Genomic DNA, 16,960 nt, shown 5'->3' with positions numbered 1-16,960 from the left:
GCCGGGAGGTGCGGATAGTGCCGCATCCGGCCGGGGATTTGCGCGAACTGTGATCACCTGCTCACCCACGGCAACCACGACACCCTCGGCGAACGGACCCACCGCACAAGCCGCCGCGAAGGCGCCCGCGCGCGCCACAGGGACGGTGCGCGACCACGCGCCACAGGGATGGCGCGGGCGCGGGCGCCCGAGCAGAATCTGCCGATGGACCCCGTCACCCTCACCACCGACCGGCTCGTCCTGCGCTCCCCCGGTCCGCCCGACACCGACGCGGTGCTCGCCGCCGCGCAGGACCCCGACCTACAGCGCTGGATCTCCCAGTTCCCCTCGCCCTACCTGCCCGAGCACGCCCGCGGCTTCACCGAACGGACAGTGCCCGACGGCTGGGCGAACGACTCGATGTTCACCTTCGGCCTCTTCCCTGCCGAAGGTGAACTGGCGGGCATGCTCGCCCTGACGATGCGCGCCCTGGGTGTCGCCGAGGTGGGTTTCTGGGCCGCGAAGGAACACCGCGGCCGGGGCTATGTCACCGAGGCCACCCTCGCCGTCGCCCGCTGGGCCTTCACCCGCCTGGCCATCGACCGCCTGGAGTGGCGTGCGGAGGTCGGCAACCACGCCTCACGCGCGGTCGCCGAGCGGGCCGGTTTCACCGTCGAGGGCACGCTGCGCTCGGCGACGAACAACAAGGGCGTACGCCGGGACTGCTGGGTGGGCTCGCTGCTCCCGTCCGACCTGGGCCTGCCGTCGGCCGCGCCCTACCTGCCCGCTCCGCAACGGACCCGTCGGTAGCCGACCCTCGCACGGCACCCCCCTGCCCACCCCCTGTCCACGGACCCGCCCGCTCGGCCCGCCGCTCCCGGCGTGCCCCTGGATGCGGCCCGCCCCCGTCCCGGGCCCACTGTCAGACCCACCCCATACGCTGCGAACCCATGACGACCCTTCCGCGCCCCGCCACCGACCTCTCGGCCGACGAAGCCCGCCGTATCGCCCTGCGGGCCCAGGGCTTCCTCGGCACTCCCGACCGCCGGGCCGGGGTCCGCGGTGTCCTCCGCCATCTCGGCGCGGTCCAGCTCGACACCATCTCGGTCCTCGCCCGCTCGCACGAGCTGATCCCCTACGCGCGCCTCGGCGCGGTGGGCCGCAGGACCGTCGAGGACGCCTACTGGACGGACACGCACGCATTCGAGTACTGGTCCCACGCCGCCTGCATCCTCCCCGTGGAGGAGTGGCCCCACTTCGCCTTCCGCCGCCGCGCCTACCGCAACCGCCCGCACTGGAACCACGAACTGCCCGACGGCACCTACGACCAGGTCATCAAACAGATCCGTGCCGAAGGCCCGCTCACGGCCACGGAGTTGGGCGGCGCGAAGCGCACCAGCGAGTGGTGGGACTGGTCCGGCTCCAAGGTCGCCGTCGAACGCGCGCTGATGTACGGGGAGGTCGTGTGCGTGGCGCGCCGCGGCTGGAAGCGGGTGTACGACCTGGCGGAGCGCGCGATCCCGGACGCCGTGCTGCATGACGAGCTGGACGACACCGAGTGCCTGCGCCGCCTGGTCCGCCTCGCGGGCCAGTCCCTCGGCGTCGGCACGCGCGCGGACATCGCCGACTACCACCGGCTCAAGGGCGAGCAGGTCGACGCGGTGATCGCCGACTCGGGCCTGGTCCCGGTCACGGTGGAGGGCTGGGGCAAGCCGGCCTGGGCCGACCCGGCGGCCCTACGGACGCCCCCGCGGGGCCGGCACCGCACCACACTGCTGTCCCCGTTCGACTCCCTGATCTGGGAGCGCGCCCGCACCGAACGGATCTTCGGCTTCACCCACCGCCTTGAGGCCTACGTCCCGAAACCGAAGCGGGTGTACGGCTACTTCGCCATGCCGGTGCTGGCCGGCGGCCGGCTCGTCGGCCGCGTCGACCCGGCCCGCGAGGGACGCACCCTGGTCGCCAAACAGGTCACCCTGGACGGCGCGAAGGCGGTCCCGGCAGTGGCCCAGGCCCTGGTCGAGGCGGCGAGCTGGGTGAACTGCACGGACGTACGGGTGGAACGGGTGGACGCGCCCGAACTCCATGAGGCGCTGGTCGGCGAACTCGCCCGTCTGCTCGGCTGAGCCTCAGCGGATCTCCAGGATCTTCTCCCGCATCGCGTAGACCACGGCCTCCATCCTGGAATGCAGCTGGAGCTTCTCCAGGATGTTGCGCACATGGTTCTTCACGGTGTTCTCGGAGATGAACAACTCCTTGGCGATATCACGGTTGTTCATCCCCGTGGCCACGAGTTTGAGCACTTCGAGTTCGCGGTCGGTGAGCCGCGGCGCCGGCACCAGCCGGCGCTCGTCGGTGCGCTGGATCATCGACTTGAACTCGGTGAGCAGTTTCGACGCCATGGACGGGCTGATCTGCGACTGTCCGTCCGCCACGGCGCGAATGGCCGTGGCCACCTCGTCCGTGGAGATCTCCTTGAGCAGATATCCGGTCGCGCCCGCCTTGATCGCGTCGTAGAGGTCGGCCTCCTCATCGCTGATCGTCAGCATGATGATCTTGGCGCTGGGTGCCACTTCCTTGATGGAGGTGCATGCCTCGATCCCGCCGCGCTTGGGCATCCGCACATCCATCAGCACGATGTCGGGCAGCAGGTCGGCGGCCTTGTCGACGGCCTCGGCGCCGTCGCCCGCCTCCCCCACGACCTGGATGTCCTCCTCGGCGGCGAGCACGATCTCCAGGCCACGGCGGAACAGGGCGTGGTCGTCGACGACCAGGACTCTGATCGGCTCCTTGCGTGGAGAGCCCTCGTCCGGGCCCATGCCGACGACGCCGTCGGCATCCCCCTCCCGCATCGGTCCGAAGCTGTCCGCCATCGTTCCTCCCCCTGAAGGCTGTGGCCTGTGGTCCTGTGCCATCGCCAACCCAAGGCAACGGCCCACCGGTTGGGCCGATGCGGCCATGATTTCATGCCGGGACGACACCGCGGTGACAAGCGGTGCGTGAAGTGGGCGCACACCGGTGCCCCTGGGGGCGCACACGCGCTCCAGGGGCACCCGCTCAACCGTCCGCCGGGCGCGTCAACCGCCCAGCGTGCCCCCTGCCGCGGGGGATTCCGCCCGCGTGATCATCGGGTCCGTGCTCAGGTGGATAACGCCGTAGTCGTAGGCGTGCCGCCGGTAGACGACACTCGGTTCCTTGGTCTCGGAGTCGACGAACAGATAGAAGTCATGGCCGACCAGTTCCATCTCGTAGAGGGCCTGGTCGAGGGTCATCGGGGAGGCGACGTGGGTCTTCTCGCGGACGACGAGGGGGCCTTCACCCTGTACTTCCAGAGAGCCGACCTTCTTCGTGGGCACTCCGTCCGTCTCTTCCTCATGGACGGGATGGCCGTTCCCGTTGAGCGTCGCCGCTCCCGGGACATGGTCGGGAACCTCGGCCGCCGAAATCCGGCGTGCGCCGCGGCGGGAGAACCGCTTGTCGTGCTGCTTGCGCAGCCGGGCGCCCAGCTTCTCCGCCGCCAGGTCGAGTGCCGCGTACGGGTCGCTGGCCGCTGCCTCCGCCCGGATCACCGGACCGCGGGAGCGGAGAGTGATCTCCACTCGGTCGCAACGGTCCGCCTGTCGGGGGTTGGGCTCCTTGGACACCTCGACGTCGAGGCTGATCACCTTGCCGTCGAGCTTCTGGATCTTCTCCAGCTTCAGCTTCTCGGCCACGTGCTTGCGGAACCGCTCGGGCACCTCGGTCTTGCGGCCCTTGACGACGATGTCCACGCAGAACTCCGTTCCCGGATCGCTCCGCTGCGGTGGCGGAGCATCTCCGTTTTGCACCAGGCCCCGGTGGACCCCGGAGCCTCGGACTCGGTGACGTCCACCTCCTCCCCCATGAGCAAGATCTCCACCTCGCCGGCGCGGATCATTACGGTCAACCGCAGCACGGCATTCGGATATATGAGGTATGGCCTGCGGCTTTCCCTCACAACCGAACATATCTCGCCCGGACGGATGTCGTCACCCTCTACTGCGGCGTACCTCCGTTCAGGTGAATAGGACCTCTCACTACCTGCAACGACGCATGTTCGCGGTCAGTTCCGGCTCATTTCGAAGGAATCCGGCGGGGCCGCGACCACTGCCGCGCGGATCAGTCGCCCGGCATCGTTCACGCTCGCCGTTCCCGCTCCTCCGTATCCCGCGTTGCCGCTCTCCTCCGTTGATCCGCCGATCTGTTCCTCCCTTCCTTCCCGACCTGCACCCCCGTACACAGTCCTTCCCCCGCCGACTTCGCCGACCGCCTCCCGGACGGCACGCGCCGCCTCCGCCAGGGAGGCGCCGGTCGTCATCAGATCGTCCACGAGAACGAGGTGGCCCCCGGCGAGCAGCCGGACACCGCCCGCCGTGACCTCCAGCGCGCCCGCGACATTGCCGAGCCGCTGACGGGAGGTGAGTCCCGACTGGTCGGCCACGGCCCGCCGCTGCCGCAGCACCCCGACCACTCGCGCACCCCGTCCGCCGCGCCGCAGCTCACCGGCTGCCGCGAGAGCGATCCGCCGCACCGGATCGTGCCCCCGCGCCCGCACCGCCCAGCGCGCGGACGGCACCGGTACGAGCAGCAGGGGGACGTCCCGCCGCCCGGCCCCCGCGCACACCGCTCGGGCGAGAGCGGCGCCCAGGGGACGCGCCAGTGCCAGCGCGCCGCGTTCCTTGTGGGCGAGGAGGGTCGCCCGTACCTCGTCCGCGTACGGAGCCGCCGCGTGCACCAGCGGCAGCCCGGGCGGTTCCGGCAGCGGCCGCACCCGGCTCGGCGCGGCCCCGCCGAGGGCGGCACGGCACCGCGCGCAGAGCACCGTGCGAGGCCTGCCGCAGCCGGAGCACTCGGCCGGCAGCACCAGGTCGGTGAGGTCCTGCCACCACCCCCGCATGGGCACCACTGTGCCAACGCCCCGGCCGTCCGGCCACCCCTGTGGAAAACTCCCTGTGGACAACTCAGCGCAGGTCATCACGGCCGTCACCCACACAAGTGAACAGCCCAGGGGGCCGGGGCGAGGTGGCCGATCCGTCGGAACGATGGCACGGACGGATGGTGCGGACGGATGGTGCGAAGGCAGCAGGCCGAGCCGGCCGCTGCACACCTCACCCCGGACGGACCGCACCCCGTACAGACCTCACCCCGTACAGACCGCGCCCCATAAAGACCTCACCCCGGGTAGATCGGTGCCGATCCGTCCTTGACCACCTTCTGCCACTGCGCGCCGGACGGCAGCCGCACTATCCCGTCCTCCGAGTACGCCACCAGCGGCACCCGGTCGTCCTCGGACGCGGTGATCGCCTTCACCCCGGTCAGGGCCGCGGGCGCCTGACTCTCCGGCGCGGAGCCGTCGACCTGGACGTACCGCATCTGCTGCACGCCTCCCTGCTCGCGCCCGACCACGACGAGCCTGCCGTCCCCGGCCCACGACATGGCGGTGACCTCTTCCAAGCCCGGTGCCGCGGAGCGCAGTTCGAGGACCGCGGGCCCCTGCCCGGCCCCCTCGTCCCGTTCGATCCGCCCGACCAACAGTGACTGCTTGCCGCCCTCCTTCACGACGAGCGCCATCCGCACCCCGTCGGCGGCCACCCGGATGTCCTCGATATGACCGGACAGCCCCGGAGTCCGCACCGACAGCGGCTTCCCCGAGCCCTGCTCCAGCAGAAGCAGCCGCGAGTCGTGGGGATTGCGGTCGACCACCCACAGGTCACCGCGGGCGTCCCAGCTCGGCGTGGCCAGCCGGTCGGCCTTGTCGGCGCCGCCGCTGGTCACCAGGGGTGCGCCGAGCGAACCGTCCGACGTCAGCGAGGCCACGTACAGCGACTTCCCGTCGCTGCCGACCCCGGCCGCGGTGCGCTCGTCCCGCGAGACCGCGACGGACCCGAACTGCTTGCTGCCGTCGCCGAGCGGACCCGGCACCGGCACGGCGGCGGTGCTCGTGCTGGTGCCCGCAATCCGGACCAGCCGGTGTTTGTCGTCGAGGAAGTACAGGTAGTCGGGTTCCTTCACCGCGCCGTGCCAGGCGACGGACTCGGCCCGCTCCTCGGTGAGGTCACACAGTGTCCGCTCGTCCGGCCCCTGCAACTCGACCCTGTCCACAGTGGGTGTCAGGTTCTGCAGCGTAAGCAGCAGTTGGGTCGCCATTTGCCTGCACTCGGCCGCCCCGGCCCGGGCGGCCCTGGCGTTCAACGGCACCGTCAGCCGGTTCTGGTCGTCGGGCGTCAGCGCGCCGGCGCCCTTCTGCAACGCCGTACCGGTCGGGAAACTCGACCGGACCCCGGGCCCGAGCCACGTCGTGGGCCCGTTCAGCAGCGAACGCACCACCTGCGTCATCGGGTCCACCCGTTTACGCAGGTAGACCGGGTCGGCGACGGCCACCGGCTGCCCGACGGACCCGACCGAGGTGTGCGAGGCGAAGTAGTACTTGTTGACCGAGGTGTAGTTCCGCTGGAAGTCGGACTTGCCCATCACGACGCCCTGCGGCAGCGCGTCGATGCGCCACTGCCCGCTCTTGGCGTCCCGCGTCAGGTGCAGGCGCTTGGCGTACGCCCCTTCGGCCGGCGCGTACGCCTGCTGCGCGTCGACGCTGGCGACCCTGCTCCCGGCCAGCGTGTAGGTGAGGCTGCTCGGGTCCTCCCGCCCGCCGGCGCCGTGGTCGACGACGGTGCTCGGCGCATCGGCGAGCACCGTGGTGGACTGCTCGGGCCGCCACTTGCGCGCGACGGTGGGGGTCAGATACTTGCGGGCCGTGTCGTATCCCGGGTCGTCGCTGGTCAGCGCCTCCAGGAAGCCCTGCACGATCTCCCCCGGCGCGGCGTTCTCCTGCGGCGGCATGGCGAACACGCGCACCTGCGTGTCCTGCCGGGGCGTCGACTCGACGTCCCGCAGGTCACCGCCGTCCGGCATCGAGGCGCACCCCGCCAGCAGTACGGCACCACAGGCGGCGTACGCCGCCGCGCGCCCCGGCCGACGCCGGCCGCCCCCTTCGCGGTCAGCGCCCACGAAATGCCTCCCCTGCGGTGCTCGAATCCTCCGCGGCCGCCGTGCGGCTCGTGTCCGGCTCCGCGTCCGTGGCCGGCGCCTCGTCCCTGGCCGGCACCTCGTCCCTGTGCCGCAGGGTTCCACCGGGCCGGGACACGACGCGCGCGCCGCTGCCGGGCAGCGCGGTCGGATCGGCGGTCGGTGCCACGGCGGCCAGCCGCTGCGGGAGCGGGGCGTGCGGGGGCAGCGGCGGCACCGGACCGCCCGTGGACTGGGCCGGCACCGTGGCCCGCTTGTCGTCGTCGCGCGGCGGGCCGGCCTCGCCCTGTCCCGCGTTGCGCCGCGAGTCCTTCGGCTCCAGCGGTATGGGCGAGCCCCGCAGCGGCTCGTCGGCGGTACGCGGCAGCGTCAGCCGGAACTGCGAACCGCCGCCCGGCTCGCCCCACGCCTGCAACCAGCCGCCGTGCAGCCGCGCGTCCTCCAGGGCGATGGACAGGCCCAGGCCCGTGCCGCCGGTGGTACGCGCGCGTGCCGGATCGGCGCGCCAGAAGCGGCTGAAGACCCGGGTGGCCTCGCCGGGCTTGAGCCCGACGCCGTAGTCGCGCACCGCGACTGCGACCGCGCCGCCGGCCGCTGCCAGCTTGACGACGACGTCCTTGCCCTCACCGTGCTCCACGGCGTTGACGACGAGATTGCGCAGCACCCGCTCCACGCGCCGTGCGTCCGCCTCCGCGACGACGGGCTGCTGGTCGCCGACGACGCGTATCCGGCTGCCCTTGCGCTCGGCGAGCGGCTCGGCCCCGCTGACGACCCGCCGCACGACCTCGCGCAGGTCTATCGCCTCGGCCTCCAGCGCCGCCGCGCCCGCGTCGAACCGGCTGATCTCCAGCAGATCGGCGAGCAGCGACTCGAAGCGGTCCAGCTGGTCGGCGAGCAGTTCCGCCGACCGGGCGGTCACCGGGTCGAAGTCCTCGCGCGCCTCGTGGATCACGTCGGCGGCCATGCGCACGGTCGTCAGCGGGGTGCGCAGTTCGTGCGACACGTCGGAGACGAACCGCCGCTGCATCCGCGACAGGTCCTCCAGTTGCTGGATCTTCAGTTGCAGGTTCTGCGCCATCTTGTTGAAGGCTTCGCCGAGGCGCGCGATGTCGTCCTCGCCGGTGACCTTCATCCGCTCCTGAAGACGCCCGGCCGACAGCCGCTCCGCGATCCCGGCCGCCATCCGCACGGGCGTCACGACCTGCCGCACCACCAGCCACGCGATCGCCCCGAGGAGTACGACGACGAAGAGCCCGGCGGTCGCGAGCGTGCCCTTGACCAGGCTCAGCGACTTCTCCTCCTGCGAGAGCGGGAAGAGGTAGTACAGCTCGTACGGGTCCCCGTTCGGGTCGTTGACCTGCTTGCCGATGACGAGCGCGGGCTGGGACGCCTTGCCGTTGCTGTAGACGATGCGGGTGTAGCTCTGGGCCGCGGTCGTACTGGTGTGGACCCGCGTGCGCAGGTCCACGGGCACGCTGGCGGACGGGTCGACATACCCGGAACCGCGCGGGCTGCGTCCGCCGCCGCTCTCGTCGCCCGCCGGGAGCGTCACCACGTCGAAGGCGCCCTGACCGCCGCTGGACAGCGACTCGACGAGGTCGCTCATCCACTGGATGACGTTCTGCGACTGCCGCCCGTCCACCGCCGAGGCTTCGTCACCGGTGCTGCTGGCTGCCTCGTCGGCCTTCTGCTTGGCCACCGCGAACCCGCCGGTTGCCTGGCTCTGCGACGCCTTCACCTTCGCGTCCAGCAGGCCGTTGCGCACCTGCCCGATGACGACGAAGCCGAGCAGCAGGACGACACCCAGCGACATCAGCAGCGTCGTGACGACGACCTTGAGCTGGATGTTGCGCCGCCACAGCCGCATGACCGGCAGCAACGGCCGGCGCACCCAGCGCATGAACAGCCGCAGCACCGGGCTGCCCTGCACCCCGCCCTGCAACAGCCCGCCCTCAAGGAGGCGACCCCAACGTGACCCGGCCGGCTTGCGGCCGACAGGCCGCCCCGGACGGTCCCCGGGCCGGCCGGGAGCCGAAGCGGCACCGCCCCCGGACATGTCAGCTCGGTCCGGCCTTGTAACCGACACCACGGACGGTCACCACGATCTCCGGCCGCTCCGGATCCTTCTCGACCTTGGACCGCAGCCGCTGCACATGCACGTTCACCAGCCGGGTGTCCGCCGCGTGCCGGTAGCCCCACACCTGCTCCAGCAGGACCTCGCGGGTGAACACCTGCCACGGCTTGCGGGCCAGCGCGACCAGCAGATCGAACTCCAGCGGCGTCAGCGCGATCGACTGCCCGTCCCGCTTCACGGAGTGCCCGGCCACGTCGATGACGAGGTCGCCTATGGTGAGCTGCTCCGGCGCCGGCTCCTCCGACCTGCGCAGCCGGGCCCGGATCCGGGCCACCAGCTCCTTCGGCTTGAACGGCTTGACGATGTAGTCGTCGGCGCCCGACTCCAGCCCCACGACCACGTCGACGGTGTCGCTCTTCGCGGTGAGCATCACGATCGGCACCCCGGACTCCGCCCGGATCAGCCGACACACCTCTATGCCGTCCCGGCCGGGCAGCATCAGGTCGAGCAGCACCAGGTCGGGTTTGGTCTCACGGAAAGCGGCGAGCGCCTTGTCGCCGTCGGCCACGAAAGACGGCTCAAAACCTTCACCACGCAGCACGATGCCGAGCATCTCGGCCAGTGCGGTGTCGTCGTCGACGACAAGGACACGTCCCTTCATAAACGACATCATCCCATTCTCATAACGGCGAAGGCGGCGCAGGTGAACAAGGTCACCGGCCAGTGACGATAGTCGTACCAGCCCGCCACTGTCTGCTCGTCACGGCGCCGACGGCCCGCCGGGTGAGCGCGCGCCCCTTACCTCATGTCTCCAGCCGGTGCACGACCTGCCCGCAGAGCAGTTCCGCGAGCGAGGCGGCCGTCACGGGCGAGGCGACGCCCGCCTCGGTGACGATCGCCGTCACCAGCTCCGGCGGCGTCACATCGAACGCCGGGTTGTACGCCTGCGCCCCCAGCGGCGCCACCGGCATCCCACCGCCCGGTCCACCGACCGGCACCTGCGGCGCCGTGATCTCGGTCACCTCGTACCCGGGGCGCTGCTCGACCTCGATGGACGCCCCGTCGGGCGTGTCAGCATCCACCGTCGTCACCGGCGCCACCACGATGAACGGCACGTGGTGGTACCGCGCGAGCACCGCCAGTGGATAGCTGCCCACCTTGTTCGCCACCGACCCGTCGGCCGCGATGCGGTCCGCCCCGATCAGCACCGCGTCCACCTCGCCCGCCGCGAACAGCGAACCGGCCGCGTTGTCGGTGAGCAAGGTGTACGCCATGCCGCTGCGCGCCGCCTCGTACGCCGTCAGCCGCGCCCCCTGCAACAGCGGACGCGTCTCATCGACCCACAGTCGGCGAAGCCGCCCCTCCCGGTGCGCGGCGAGCGCCACGGCGAACGCGGTGCCCTCCCCACCCGACACCAGCGACCCGGTGTTGCAGTGCGTGAGGATCCGGTACCCGCCGCCGGGCAGCAACTCGTCCAGCAGCGCCAGCCCGTGCCCGGCCATCCGGGCGCTGGCCTCGGCGTCCTCACGGTGCAGGGCCCGGGCGGCGGCCAGCGCGGCGGCCGCCGCCCGCTGAGGGTCCGCGTCCGCTGCGAGCGCGGCCCGGTAAGCGGCCCGCGCCCTGCGCACCCCGACGGACAGGTTCACCGCGGTGGGCCGGGCCCCCTGGAGCGCGTCCGCGGCCTCGTCCACGTCGAAGCCCCGTGCGGCGGCGAGCGCGACGCCGTACGCCCCCGCGATGCCGAGCAGCGGCGCCCCGCGCACGGCGAGCGACCGGATCGCGCCGACCAGGGCCGACGCGTCCGTGCACACGAGTTCGACCTCCTCGGCCGGCAGTCTGGTCTGGTCGAGAAGGACCAGTACGGGGCCTTCGGGCGGCTCCTCCCAGCGGATCGCCGGTATCTCGGTCGCGTGCCTGCCCTCGCCGGTGTGCCCGTCCTGATCAGCCATGCGGTCAGTCTGCCCCGTACCCCGCGGACAATTGAAGGCGTGCGGCCCCCACCGCGGCCGGTCCCGTGGTCACCGCCCCATGGCACGATGGCTGCCAACCTGCCGCCGCATCCGCGGACGGGCACCGAGAAGGAGCTTCGATGAACGACACTCCGGGCTGGGCCTCGCCCGGATCCGCCCCGTCCAACGGGCAGGAACCCGGCGCGTCCGGCCCTGCCGACCCCGCCGACCGGCCGGGGCCCGCACAGCCCGTCGACCAGCCGGGCGCAGAGCCACAGGATCCCGGTGCGCAGTGGTCCAAGGAGCAGCCGCCACCCGGCCAGTGGTCCGCGCCCACCGGCACCCCGGCCCCGGGTCAGGCCCCGCCGCCTCCGCCGCCCGGCCCCGGCTGGGGCGGCGGCCAGGGAGTCCACGGCGGATACGGCGGATACGGGGGCGGCGGCTACGGAGGACCCGGCGGCTACGGAGCCTGGGGCGCCGGCTGGGGCGGCCCCCCGCCCGCGGCCAAGCCCGGCGTGATCCCCCTGCGCCCGCTCGGTGTCGGCGAAATCCTCGACGGCGCCGTCTCCACCATGCGCACCTACTGGCGCACCGTCCTGGGCATCTCGCTGACCATCGCGGTCATCACGGAGATCGTCGTCATCCTCTTCCAGGGCCTCGTCCTCAACGACACCGCGAGCACCGACGCCCTCAACGACCCGAGCGCCACCCTCAGCGAGGTCTCCCGCGCCATGGGCGAAGCGATGCTCGGCTCGGTCGCCGTCCTGCTGATCTCCTCCATCGGCACCATCATCGCCACCGCCCTGCTGACGACCGTGACCAGCCGGGCCGTGCTCGGCCGGGCCGTGACCACCGGCGAGGCCTGGCGCGACGCCCGCCCGCAGGTCCCGAGGCTGTTCGGTCTGGTCTTCCTGCTGCCGCTCATCGCCGCCGGCATCCTGCTCTGCGGAGCACTGCCCGGCATAATCGTGGTCGCCGCCGGCGCGGGGGGCGGCGCCGGCGCCGCGCTCCTCGTCCTCGGCCTGCTCGGGGCGGCCGTCGTCGTGGTGTGGCTCATGGTCCGCTACTCGCTGGCCTCGCCGGCGCTGATGCTGGAACGGCAGAGCATCCTGAAGTCGATGGGCCGCTCCGCCAAGCTCGTCCGCGGCTCCTGGTGGCGCGTCTTCGGCATCCAGTTGCTCGCCTCGATCATCGCGAACATCGTCGCGTCGATCATCGTCATCCCCTTCGCGCTGATCGCTGCGGCGGTCAGCGGCGACGGCTTCTCCGGCTTCCTCGAAGGCACCGGCGACCTCGGCTGGGCGTTCCTCATCATCAGCGGCATCGGCTCGGTCATCGGCTCCACGATCACCTTCCCGATCAACGCGGGTGTCAGCGTGCTCCTCTACATCGACCAGCGCATCCGCCGTGAGGCCCTCGACCTCGAACTGGCCCGCGCGGCCGGTGTCCAGGGCTACGGCGTGACCGCACCCGGCGCCACCCCGGGGAGCTGACGCGGTGATCCCGGCGGGGGACGTTCTCAGCACGGCGCCGGTCCTGCCGCGCGCGGCCGGCTCGGCCGTCCGGGGCCTGCTCCGGGCCGCCGACACGGCCGTACTGTCACTGGCCGGCTCGGGCGACGAGCCGCCGGTGACCGTCGGACGCGATCCCGCGCGGGAGGCCGCCCGGCGCGAGCTGGCCAAGCGGATGTACCACGAGAACGACCCCAGCCTGCTCCAACGAGCCATGAACGCCATCTGGGACTGGCTCGGCAAAGTCCTCGACACCGCCGCCTCGGCGACCCCTGGGGGGACGCTCGGCCTGATCGTCGTCGTCCTGGCCGTCATCGCCGTACTGGCCGCCCTGTGGTGGCGCCTGGGCACCCCGCGGCGCCACCCGGCCGCCGCCCCCGCCCTCTTCGACGACCGCCCGCGCAGCGCCGCGGAACACCGCGCCGCCGCCGAAGCGCACGCGGCCCAGGGCCACTGGAACCAGGCCGTCCAGGAACGCATGCGGGCCATCGTCCGCGCCCTCGAAGAACGGGCCCTGCTCGACGTCCGCCCCGGCCGCACCGCCGACGAGGCGGCCTCCGAAGCCGGCCGTGCCCTGCCCGCCCACACGGACCGGCTGCACGCCGCCGCCCGCGAGTTCGACGACGTCACATACGGTGGCCGCCGAGCGGGCCGACAGGCGTACGACCGGCTCGCCGAACTCGACCGCGACCTGGAGCGCAGCAAACCGGCCCTCGCCGCCAGCAGCCACAGCACGGCCCAGCACAGCCGCCAGGGGACCGCCGAATGACCACCGAGGCCACCCTTGCCTCCACCTCGGCCTCGCCCACCGCCCGCCAGGTGTGGACCCGCACGCGAGGCATCGCACTCGCGTTCCTGCTGCTCCTCGCCGGAGCCGTCGCGATCGCCATCATCCGCTCCGACGCCCGGCACGGCGCCCTCGACCCCCGCTCCGCCGACCCCTACGGAAGCCGCGCGGTCGCCGAACTGCTCGCCGACCACGGCGTGTCCACCCGCGTGGTCACCACCCTGGACGAGGCCCGCACCGCGGCAGGCCCGGACACCACCTTGCTGGTCGCCGTACCCGACCTGCTCACGCCCGGCCAGCAGCGCGCCCTGCACTCCGCGACCGCCCGGTCCGGCGGGCGCACCCTCCTCCTCGCCGCCGGCAGCTCGTCCGTCGAACGGCTCGTACCCGGCGTGACCGCGGACCCCGCCACCAGCTTCGGGTCGACACTCTCCCCCGAGTGCGGCCTGCCCGCCGCCGTACGCGCGGGCGCGGCCGACACCGGTGGCATCCGCTACACCACCACCCACCTCGACGCCGACTCCTGCTACCCCAGCGAGCGCCTGGCCACGTTGGTACGCGTCCCCGACACCTCCGGAAACGGAGACACCGTCGTCCTCGGCGCGCCCGACATCCTCTACAACGACCGCCTCGACGAGCAGGGCAACGCCTCGCTCGCGCTTCAACTCCTCGGCTCCCGCCCCCATCTGGTCTGGTACCTCCCCTCGCTCGCCGACACCTCGGCCACCGGCAGCGGTGACCAGAAGGACTTCCTCGACCTGCTCCCCTCCGGCTGGCTCTGGGGCACGCTGCAACTGTTCATCGCCGCGGTCCTCGCCGCCTTCTGGCGGGCACGCCGACTCGGCCCCCTCGTGCCCGAAAGACTCCCCGTCGCGATCCGCGCCTCCGAGACCGTCGAAGGCCGCGCCCGCCTCTACCGCAAGGCCGACGCCCGAGACCGCGCCGCCACCGCTCTTCGCTCCACCACCCGCACCCGCCTCGCCCCTCTCGTAGGCGTCCCCGTCGCTCAGGCGCACGCGCCCGAAGCCCTGCTGCCCGCCCTGTCCGCCCACCTCCACGGCGACGGACAGGCCCTGCACTCCCTCCTCTTCGGGCCTCCGCCCGCCGACGACACAGCCCTCATCACACTCACCGACCGACTCGACGCCCTCGAAAGAGAGGTACGCCGTCCATGATGGACCCGACCACTGACAACGCCGGGACCGCCGGGGATCCGGGCAGCGCCCGCGCCTCCCTGGAGGCCCTGCGTGCCGAGATCGCCAAAGCCGTGGTCGGCCAGGACCCCGCCGTGACCGGACTCGTCATCGCCCTGCTGTGCCGCGGGCACGTCCTGCTCGAAGGCGTCCCCGGTGTCGCCAAGACGCTGCTGGTGCGCGCCCTCGCGTCCGCCCTGGAACTGGAGACCAAACGCGTCCAGTTCACCCCGGACCTCATGCCGAGCGACATCACCGGCTCCCTCGTCTATGACACCCGCACCGCCGAGTTCTCCTTCCAGCCCGGCCCGGTCTTCACCAACCTGCTGCTCGCCGACGAGATCAACCGCACTCCGCCGAAGACCCAGTCCTCCCTGCTGGAGGCCATGGAGGAACGCCAGGTCACCGTTGACGGCACTCCCCGGCCGCTGCCCGAACCGTTCCTGGTCGCCGCGACACAGAACCCGGTCGAGTACGAGGGCACCTACCCGCTCCCCGAAGCGCAGCTCGACCGCTTCCTGCTCAAGCTGACGATCCCGCTGCCCGCCCGGCAGGACGAGATCGACGTCCTCACCCGGCACGCCGCCGGCTTCAACCCGCGAGACCTGCGCGCCGCCGGCGTGCGCCCCGTCGCGGGTCCGGCCGACCTGGAAGCCGCCCGCGCCGCGGTCGCCAAGACGACCGTCTCCCCCGAGATCACCGCCTACGTCGTGGACATCTGCCGCGCCACCCGCGAGTCGCCGTCCCTCGCCCTGGGCGTGTCCCCGCGCGGCGCCACCGCCCTGCTCGCCACCGCCCGCGCCTGGGCCTGGCTGACCGGCCGCGACTACGTCATCCCGGACGACGTTAAGGCCCTGGCCCTGCCGACCCTCCGGCACCGCGTGCAGCTGCGCCCCGAGGCCGAGATGGAGGGCGTGACGGCCGACTCCGTCATCAACGCGATCCTCGCCCACGTCCCGGTTCCCCGCTGATGCCGCTCACCGGACGCGCCGCCCTGCTGGCGGCTCTCGGCTCCGTCCCCGTCGGCATCTGGGATCCCGGCTGGACGGGCATCCTCGCGGTCAACGGCTCGCTGGCCGTGGCCTGCGCCTGCGACTTCGCCCTCGCGGCGCCCGTACGCCGCCTGATCCTGACCCGGTCCGGCGACACGTCCGCGCGCCTGGGCGAAACCGCCGACGTGACGCTGACCGTCACCAACCCCTCGCGGCGCCCGCTCCGGGCCCGTCTGCGGGACGCCTGGCCGCCGAGCAGTTGGCAGCCCGGCACGGAGATCGAGGCCTCCCGCCACCGCTTCACCGTGCCCCCGGGCGAGCGCCGGCGCATCACTACCCGACTGCGCCCCACGCGCCGCGGTGACCGCCACGCCGACCGTGTGACGGTCCGCTCCTACGGCCCGCTCGGCCTGTTCGCCCGCCAAGGAGCCCACCGGGTTCCCTGGACCGTACGGGTCCTGCCGCCGTTCGCCAGCCGCAAGCACCTCCCGTCGAAGCTCGCCCGGCTGCGCGAGCTGGACGGCCGCACCAGCGTGCTGATCAGAGGCCAGGGCACGGAGTTCGACAGCCTGCGGGACTACGTCCCCGGCGACGACACCCGCTCCATCGACTGGCGGGCCACAGCGCGCCAGACCGCGGTGGCCGTACGCACCTGGCGTCCGGAACGCGACCGCCACATCCTGCTGGTCCTGGACACCGGCCGCACCTCGGCGGGCCGGGTCGGCGACGCCCCACGCCTGGACGCCTCCATGGACGCCGCCCTGCTCCTCGCGGCGCTCGCCTCCCGCGCAGGCGACCGGGTGGACCTTCTCGCCTACGACCGTCGGCTGCGCGCCCTGGTCCAGGGCCGTACGGCACGCGATGTGCTGCCGTCCCTGGTCGACGCGATGGCCACGCTTGAGCCCGAACTCGTGGAGACCGACGCGCGGGGCCTCACCGCCACGGCGCTCCGTACGGCACCGCGCCGCTCCCTGATCGTCCTTCTCACCACCCTCGACGCGGCGCCGGTCGAGGAGGGCCTGCTTCCCGTGCTCGCGCAGCTCACCCAGCGCCACACGGTCCTGGTGGCATCGGTGGCCGATCCCCATATCGCCGGCATGGCGACCGCCCGTGGTAACGCCGATGCGGTTTACGAGGCCGCCGCCGCGGCCCAGGCCCAGACCGAACGCCACCGCACGGCGGAGCAGCTCCGCCGCCATGGAGTGACGGTCGTCGACGCGACACCTGACGACCTTGCTCCGGCACTGGCGGACGCCTATCTCGCTCTGAAGGCGGCGGGACGACTCTGAAAGGGCCCGAAAAGGAACCCAAAAGGGAAAAGGGGCACGAACAGGTCGGACCCTTAAACGCAGAAAACCCCGCATTCAAAAGAATGCGGGGTTTTCCCACGATTAGTTCGGCGGTGTCCTACTCTCCCACAGGGTCCCCCCTGCA

At 72.3% G+C, this 16,960-nt stretch carries 14 protein-coding genes; 7 read left to right on the top strand and 7 right to left on the bottom strand.

All coding sequences use genetic code 11. The annotated features are described in order from the left end of the window. Positions 1–204 precede the first annotated feature (204 nt). Together ABT245_RS39315 and ABT245_RS39310 are read left to right on the top strand one after the other, a co-directional pair. Complete coding sequence (locus ABT245_RS39315) at positions 205–789, top strand: GNAT family N-acetyltransferase (RefSeq protein WP_351743867.1); 585 nt, start codon at positions 205–207, stop codon at positions 787–789. 140 nt (positions 790–929) lie between these two features. After that, positions 930–2,105, top strand: a complete 1,176-nt coding sequence (locus ABT245_RS39310; protein ID WP_351743864.1) for a winged helix-turn-helix domain-containing protein — start codon at positions 930–932, stop codon at positions 2,103–2,105. A gap of 3 nt (positions 2,106–2,108) precedes the next feature. Here ABT245_RS39310 and ABT245_RS39305 read toward each other — a convergent pair whose 3' ends face one another. From ABT245_RS39305 to mtnA, 7 genes are all read right to left on the bottom strand, one after another. Next, complete coding sequence (locus ABT245_RS39305; protein ID WP_351743861.1) at positions 2,109–2,852, bottom strand: response regulator; 744 nt, start codon at positions 2,850–2,852, stop codon at positions 2,109–2,111. Between the two features lie 204 nt (positions 2,853–3,056). Continuing rightward, positions 3,057–3,749: a ribosome hibernation-promoting factor, HPF/YfiA family gene (gene hpf / locus ABT245_RS39300; protein ID WP_351743859.1), complete on the bottom strand. Its 693-nt coding sequence runs from the start codon at positions 3,747–3,749 to the stop codon at positions 3,057–3,059. A 311-nt stretch (positions 3,750–4,060) separates the two neighbouring features. Next, entirely contained in the window at positions 4,061–4,894 is an 834-nt protein-coding gene (locus tag ABT245_RS39295; protein WP_351743857.1) for a ComF family protein, read from the bottom strand. Positions 4,895–5,169: 275 nt separating this feature from the next. Beyond that, positions 5,170–7,002, bottom strand: coding sequence for an LpqB family beta-propeller domain-containing protein (locus tag ABT245_RS39290; RefSeq protein ID WP_351743854.1), 1,833 nt, complete (start codon positions 7,000–7,002; stop codon positions 5,170–5,172). Next, positions 6,992–9,076, bottom strand: coding sequence for an MtrAB system histidine kinase MtrB (gene mtrB, locus ABT245_RS39285; RefSeq protein ID WP_351743852.1), 2,085 nt, complete (start codon positions 9,074–9,076; stop codon positions 6,992–6,994). Before mtrB ends, ABT245_RS39290 begins: the two co-directional genes overlap by 11 nt. Position 9,077: 1 nt before the next feature. Then, the gene (mtrA, locus tag ABT245_RS39280) at positions 9,078–9,767 is read right to left on the bottom strand and encodes a two-component system response regulator MtrA (RefSeq protein WP_191870552.1); all 690 of its coding nucleotides are present in this window, start codon (positions 9,765–9,767) and stop codon (positions 9,078–9,080) included. 130 nt (positions 9,768–9,897) lie between these two features. Next, complete coding sequence (mtnA, locus tag ABT245_RS39275) at positions 9,898–11,043, bottom strand: S-methyl-5-thioribose-1-phosphate isomerase (protein ID WP_351743849.1); 1,146 nt, start codon at positions 11,041–11,043, stop codon at positions 9,898–9,900. Between the two features lie 140 nt (positions 11,044–11,183). Between mtnA and ABT245_RS39270 the strand changes: the two genes are divergently transcribed. The 5 genes from ABT245_RS39270 to ABT245_RS39250 are packed head-to-tail and all read left to right on the top strand — an operon-like array spanning position 11,184 to position 16,815. Continuing rightward, positions 11,184–12,536, top strand: coding sequence for a proline-rich domain-containing protein (locus tag ABT245_RS39270; RefSeq protein ID WP_351743846.1), 1,353 nt, complete (start codon positions 11,184–11,186; stop codon positions 12,534–12,536). Between the two features lie 4 nt (positions 12,537–12,540). After that, a complete protein-coding gene (locus ABT245_RS39265) occupies positions 12,541–13,323 on the top strand; it encodes a DUF4129 domain-containing protein (protein WP_351743843.1) in 783 nt (260 codons plus the stop codon). Beyond that, on the top strand, positions 13,320–14,516 hold the full coding sequence (locus tag ABT245_RS39260) for a DUF4350 domain-containing protein (RefSeq protein ID WP_351743841.1): 1,197 nt from the start codon (positions 13,320–13,322) through the stop codon (positions 14,514–14,516). The genes ABT245_RS39265 and ABT245_RS39260 overlap by 4 nt, the downstream gene beginning before the upstream one ends. Beyond that, positions 14,516–15,505: an AAA family ATPase gene (locus tag ABT245_RS39255; protein ID WP_351743918.1), complete on the top strand. Its 990-nt coding sequence runs from the start codon at positions 14,516–14,518 to the stop codon at positions 15,503–15,505. Before ABT245_RS39260 ends, ABT245_RS39255 begins: the two co-directional genes overlap by 1 nt. Continuing rightward, complete coding sequence (locus ABT245_RS39250; RefSeq protein WP_351743838.1) at positions 15,505–16,815, top strand: DUF58 domain-containing protein; 1,311 nt, start codon at positions 15,505–15,507, stop codon at positions 16,813–16,815. Before ABT245_RS39255 ends, ABT245_RS39250 begins: the two co-directional genes overlap by 1 nt. Positions 16,816–16,960 lie beyond the last annotated feature (145 nt).

The organism is Streptomyces sp. NPDC001508 (genome assembly GCF_040298665.1).
Taxonomy (GTDB): Bacteria; Actinomycetota; Actinomycetes; order Streptomycetales; family Streptomycetaceae; genus Streptomyces.
This window is presented reverse-complemented; position numbering and strand designations above follow the sequence as displayed.

Coding starts and splice junctions, on each gene's coding strand:
- ABT245_RS39315 (WP_351743867.1), top strand. CDS start 205: ATGGACCCCGTCACCCTCACCACCGACCGGCTCGTCCTGCGCTCCCCC.
- ABT245_RS39310 (WP_351743864.1), top strand. CDS start 930: ATGACGACCCTTCCGCGCCCCGCCACCGACCTCTCGGCCGACGAAGCC.
- ABT245_RS39305 (WP_351743861.1), bottom strand. CDS start 2,852: ATGGCGGACAGCTTCGGACCGATGCGGGAGGGGGATGCCGACGGCGTC.
- ABT245_RS39295 (WP_351743857.1), bottom strand. CDS start 4,894: ATGCGGGGGTGGTGGCAGGACCTCACCGACCTGGTGCTGCCGGCCGAG.
- mtrB (WP_351743852.1), bottom strand. CDS start 9,076: ATGTCCGGGGGCGGTGCCGCTTCGGCTCCCGGCCGGCCCGGGGACCGT.
- mtrA (WP_191870552.1), bottom strand. CDS start 9,767: ATGATGTCGTTTATGAAGGGACGTGTCCTTGTCGTCGACGACGACACC.
- mtnA (WP_351743849.1), bottom strand. CDS start 11,043: ATGGCTGATCAGGACGGGCACACCGGCGAGGGCAGGCACGCGACCGAG.
- ABT245_RS39270 (WP_351743846.1), top strand. CDS start 11,184: ATGAACGACACTCCGGGCTGGGCCTCGCCCGGATCCGCCCCGTCCAAC.
- ABT245_RS39260 (WP_351743841.1), top strand. CDS start 13,320: ATGACCACCGAGGCCACCCTTGCCTCCACCTCGGCCTCGCCCACCGCC.
- ABT245_RS39255 (WP_351743918.1), top strand. CDS start 14,516: ATGGACCCGACCACTGACAACGCCGGGACCGCCGGGGATCCGGGCAGC.
- ABT245_RS39250 (WP_351743838.1), top strand. CDS start 15,505: ATGCCGCTCACCGGACGCGCCGCCCTGCTGGCGGCTCTCGGCTCCGTC.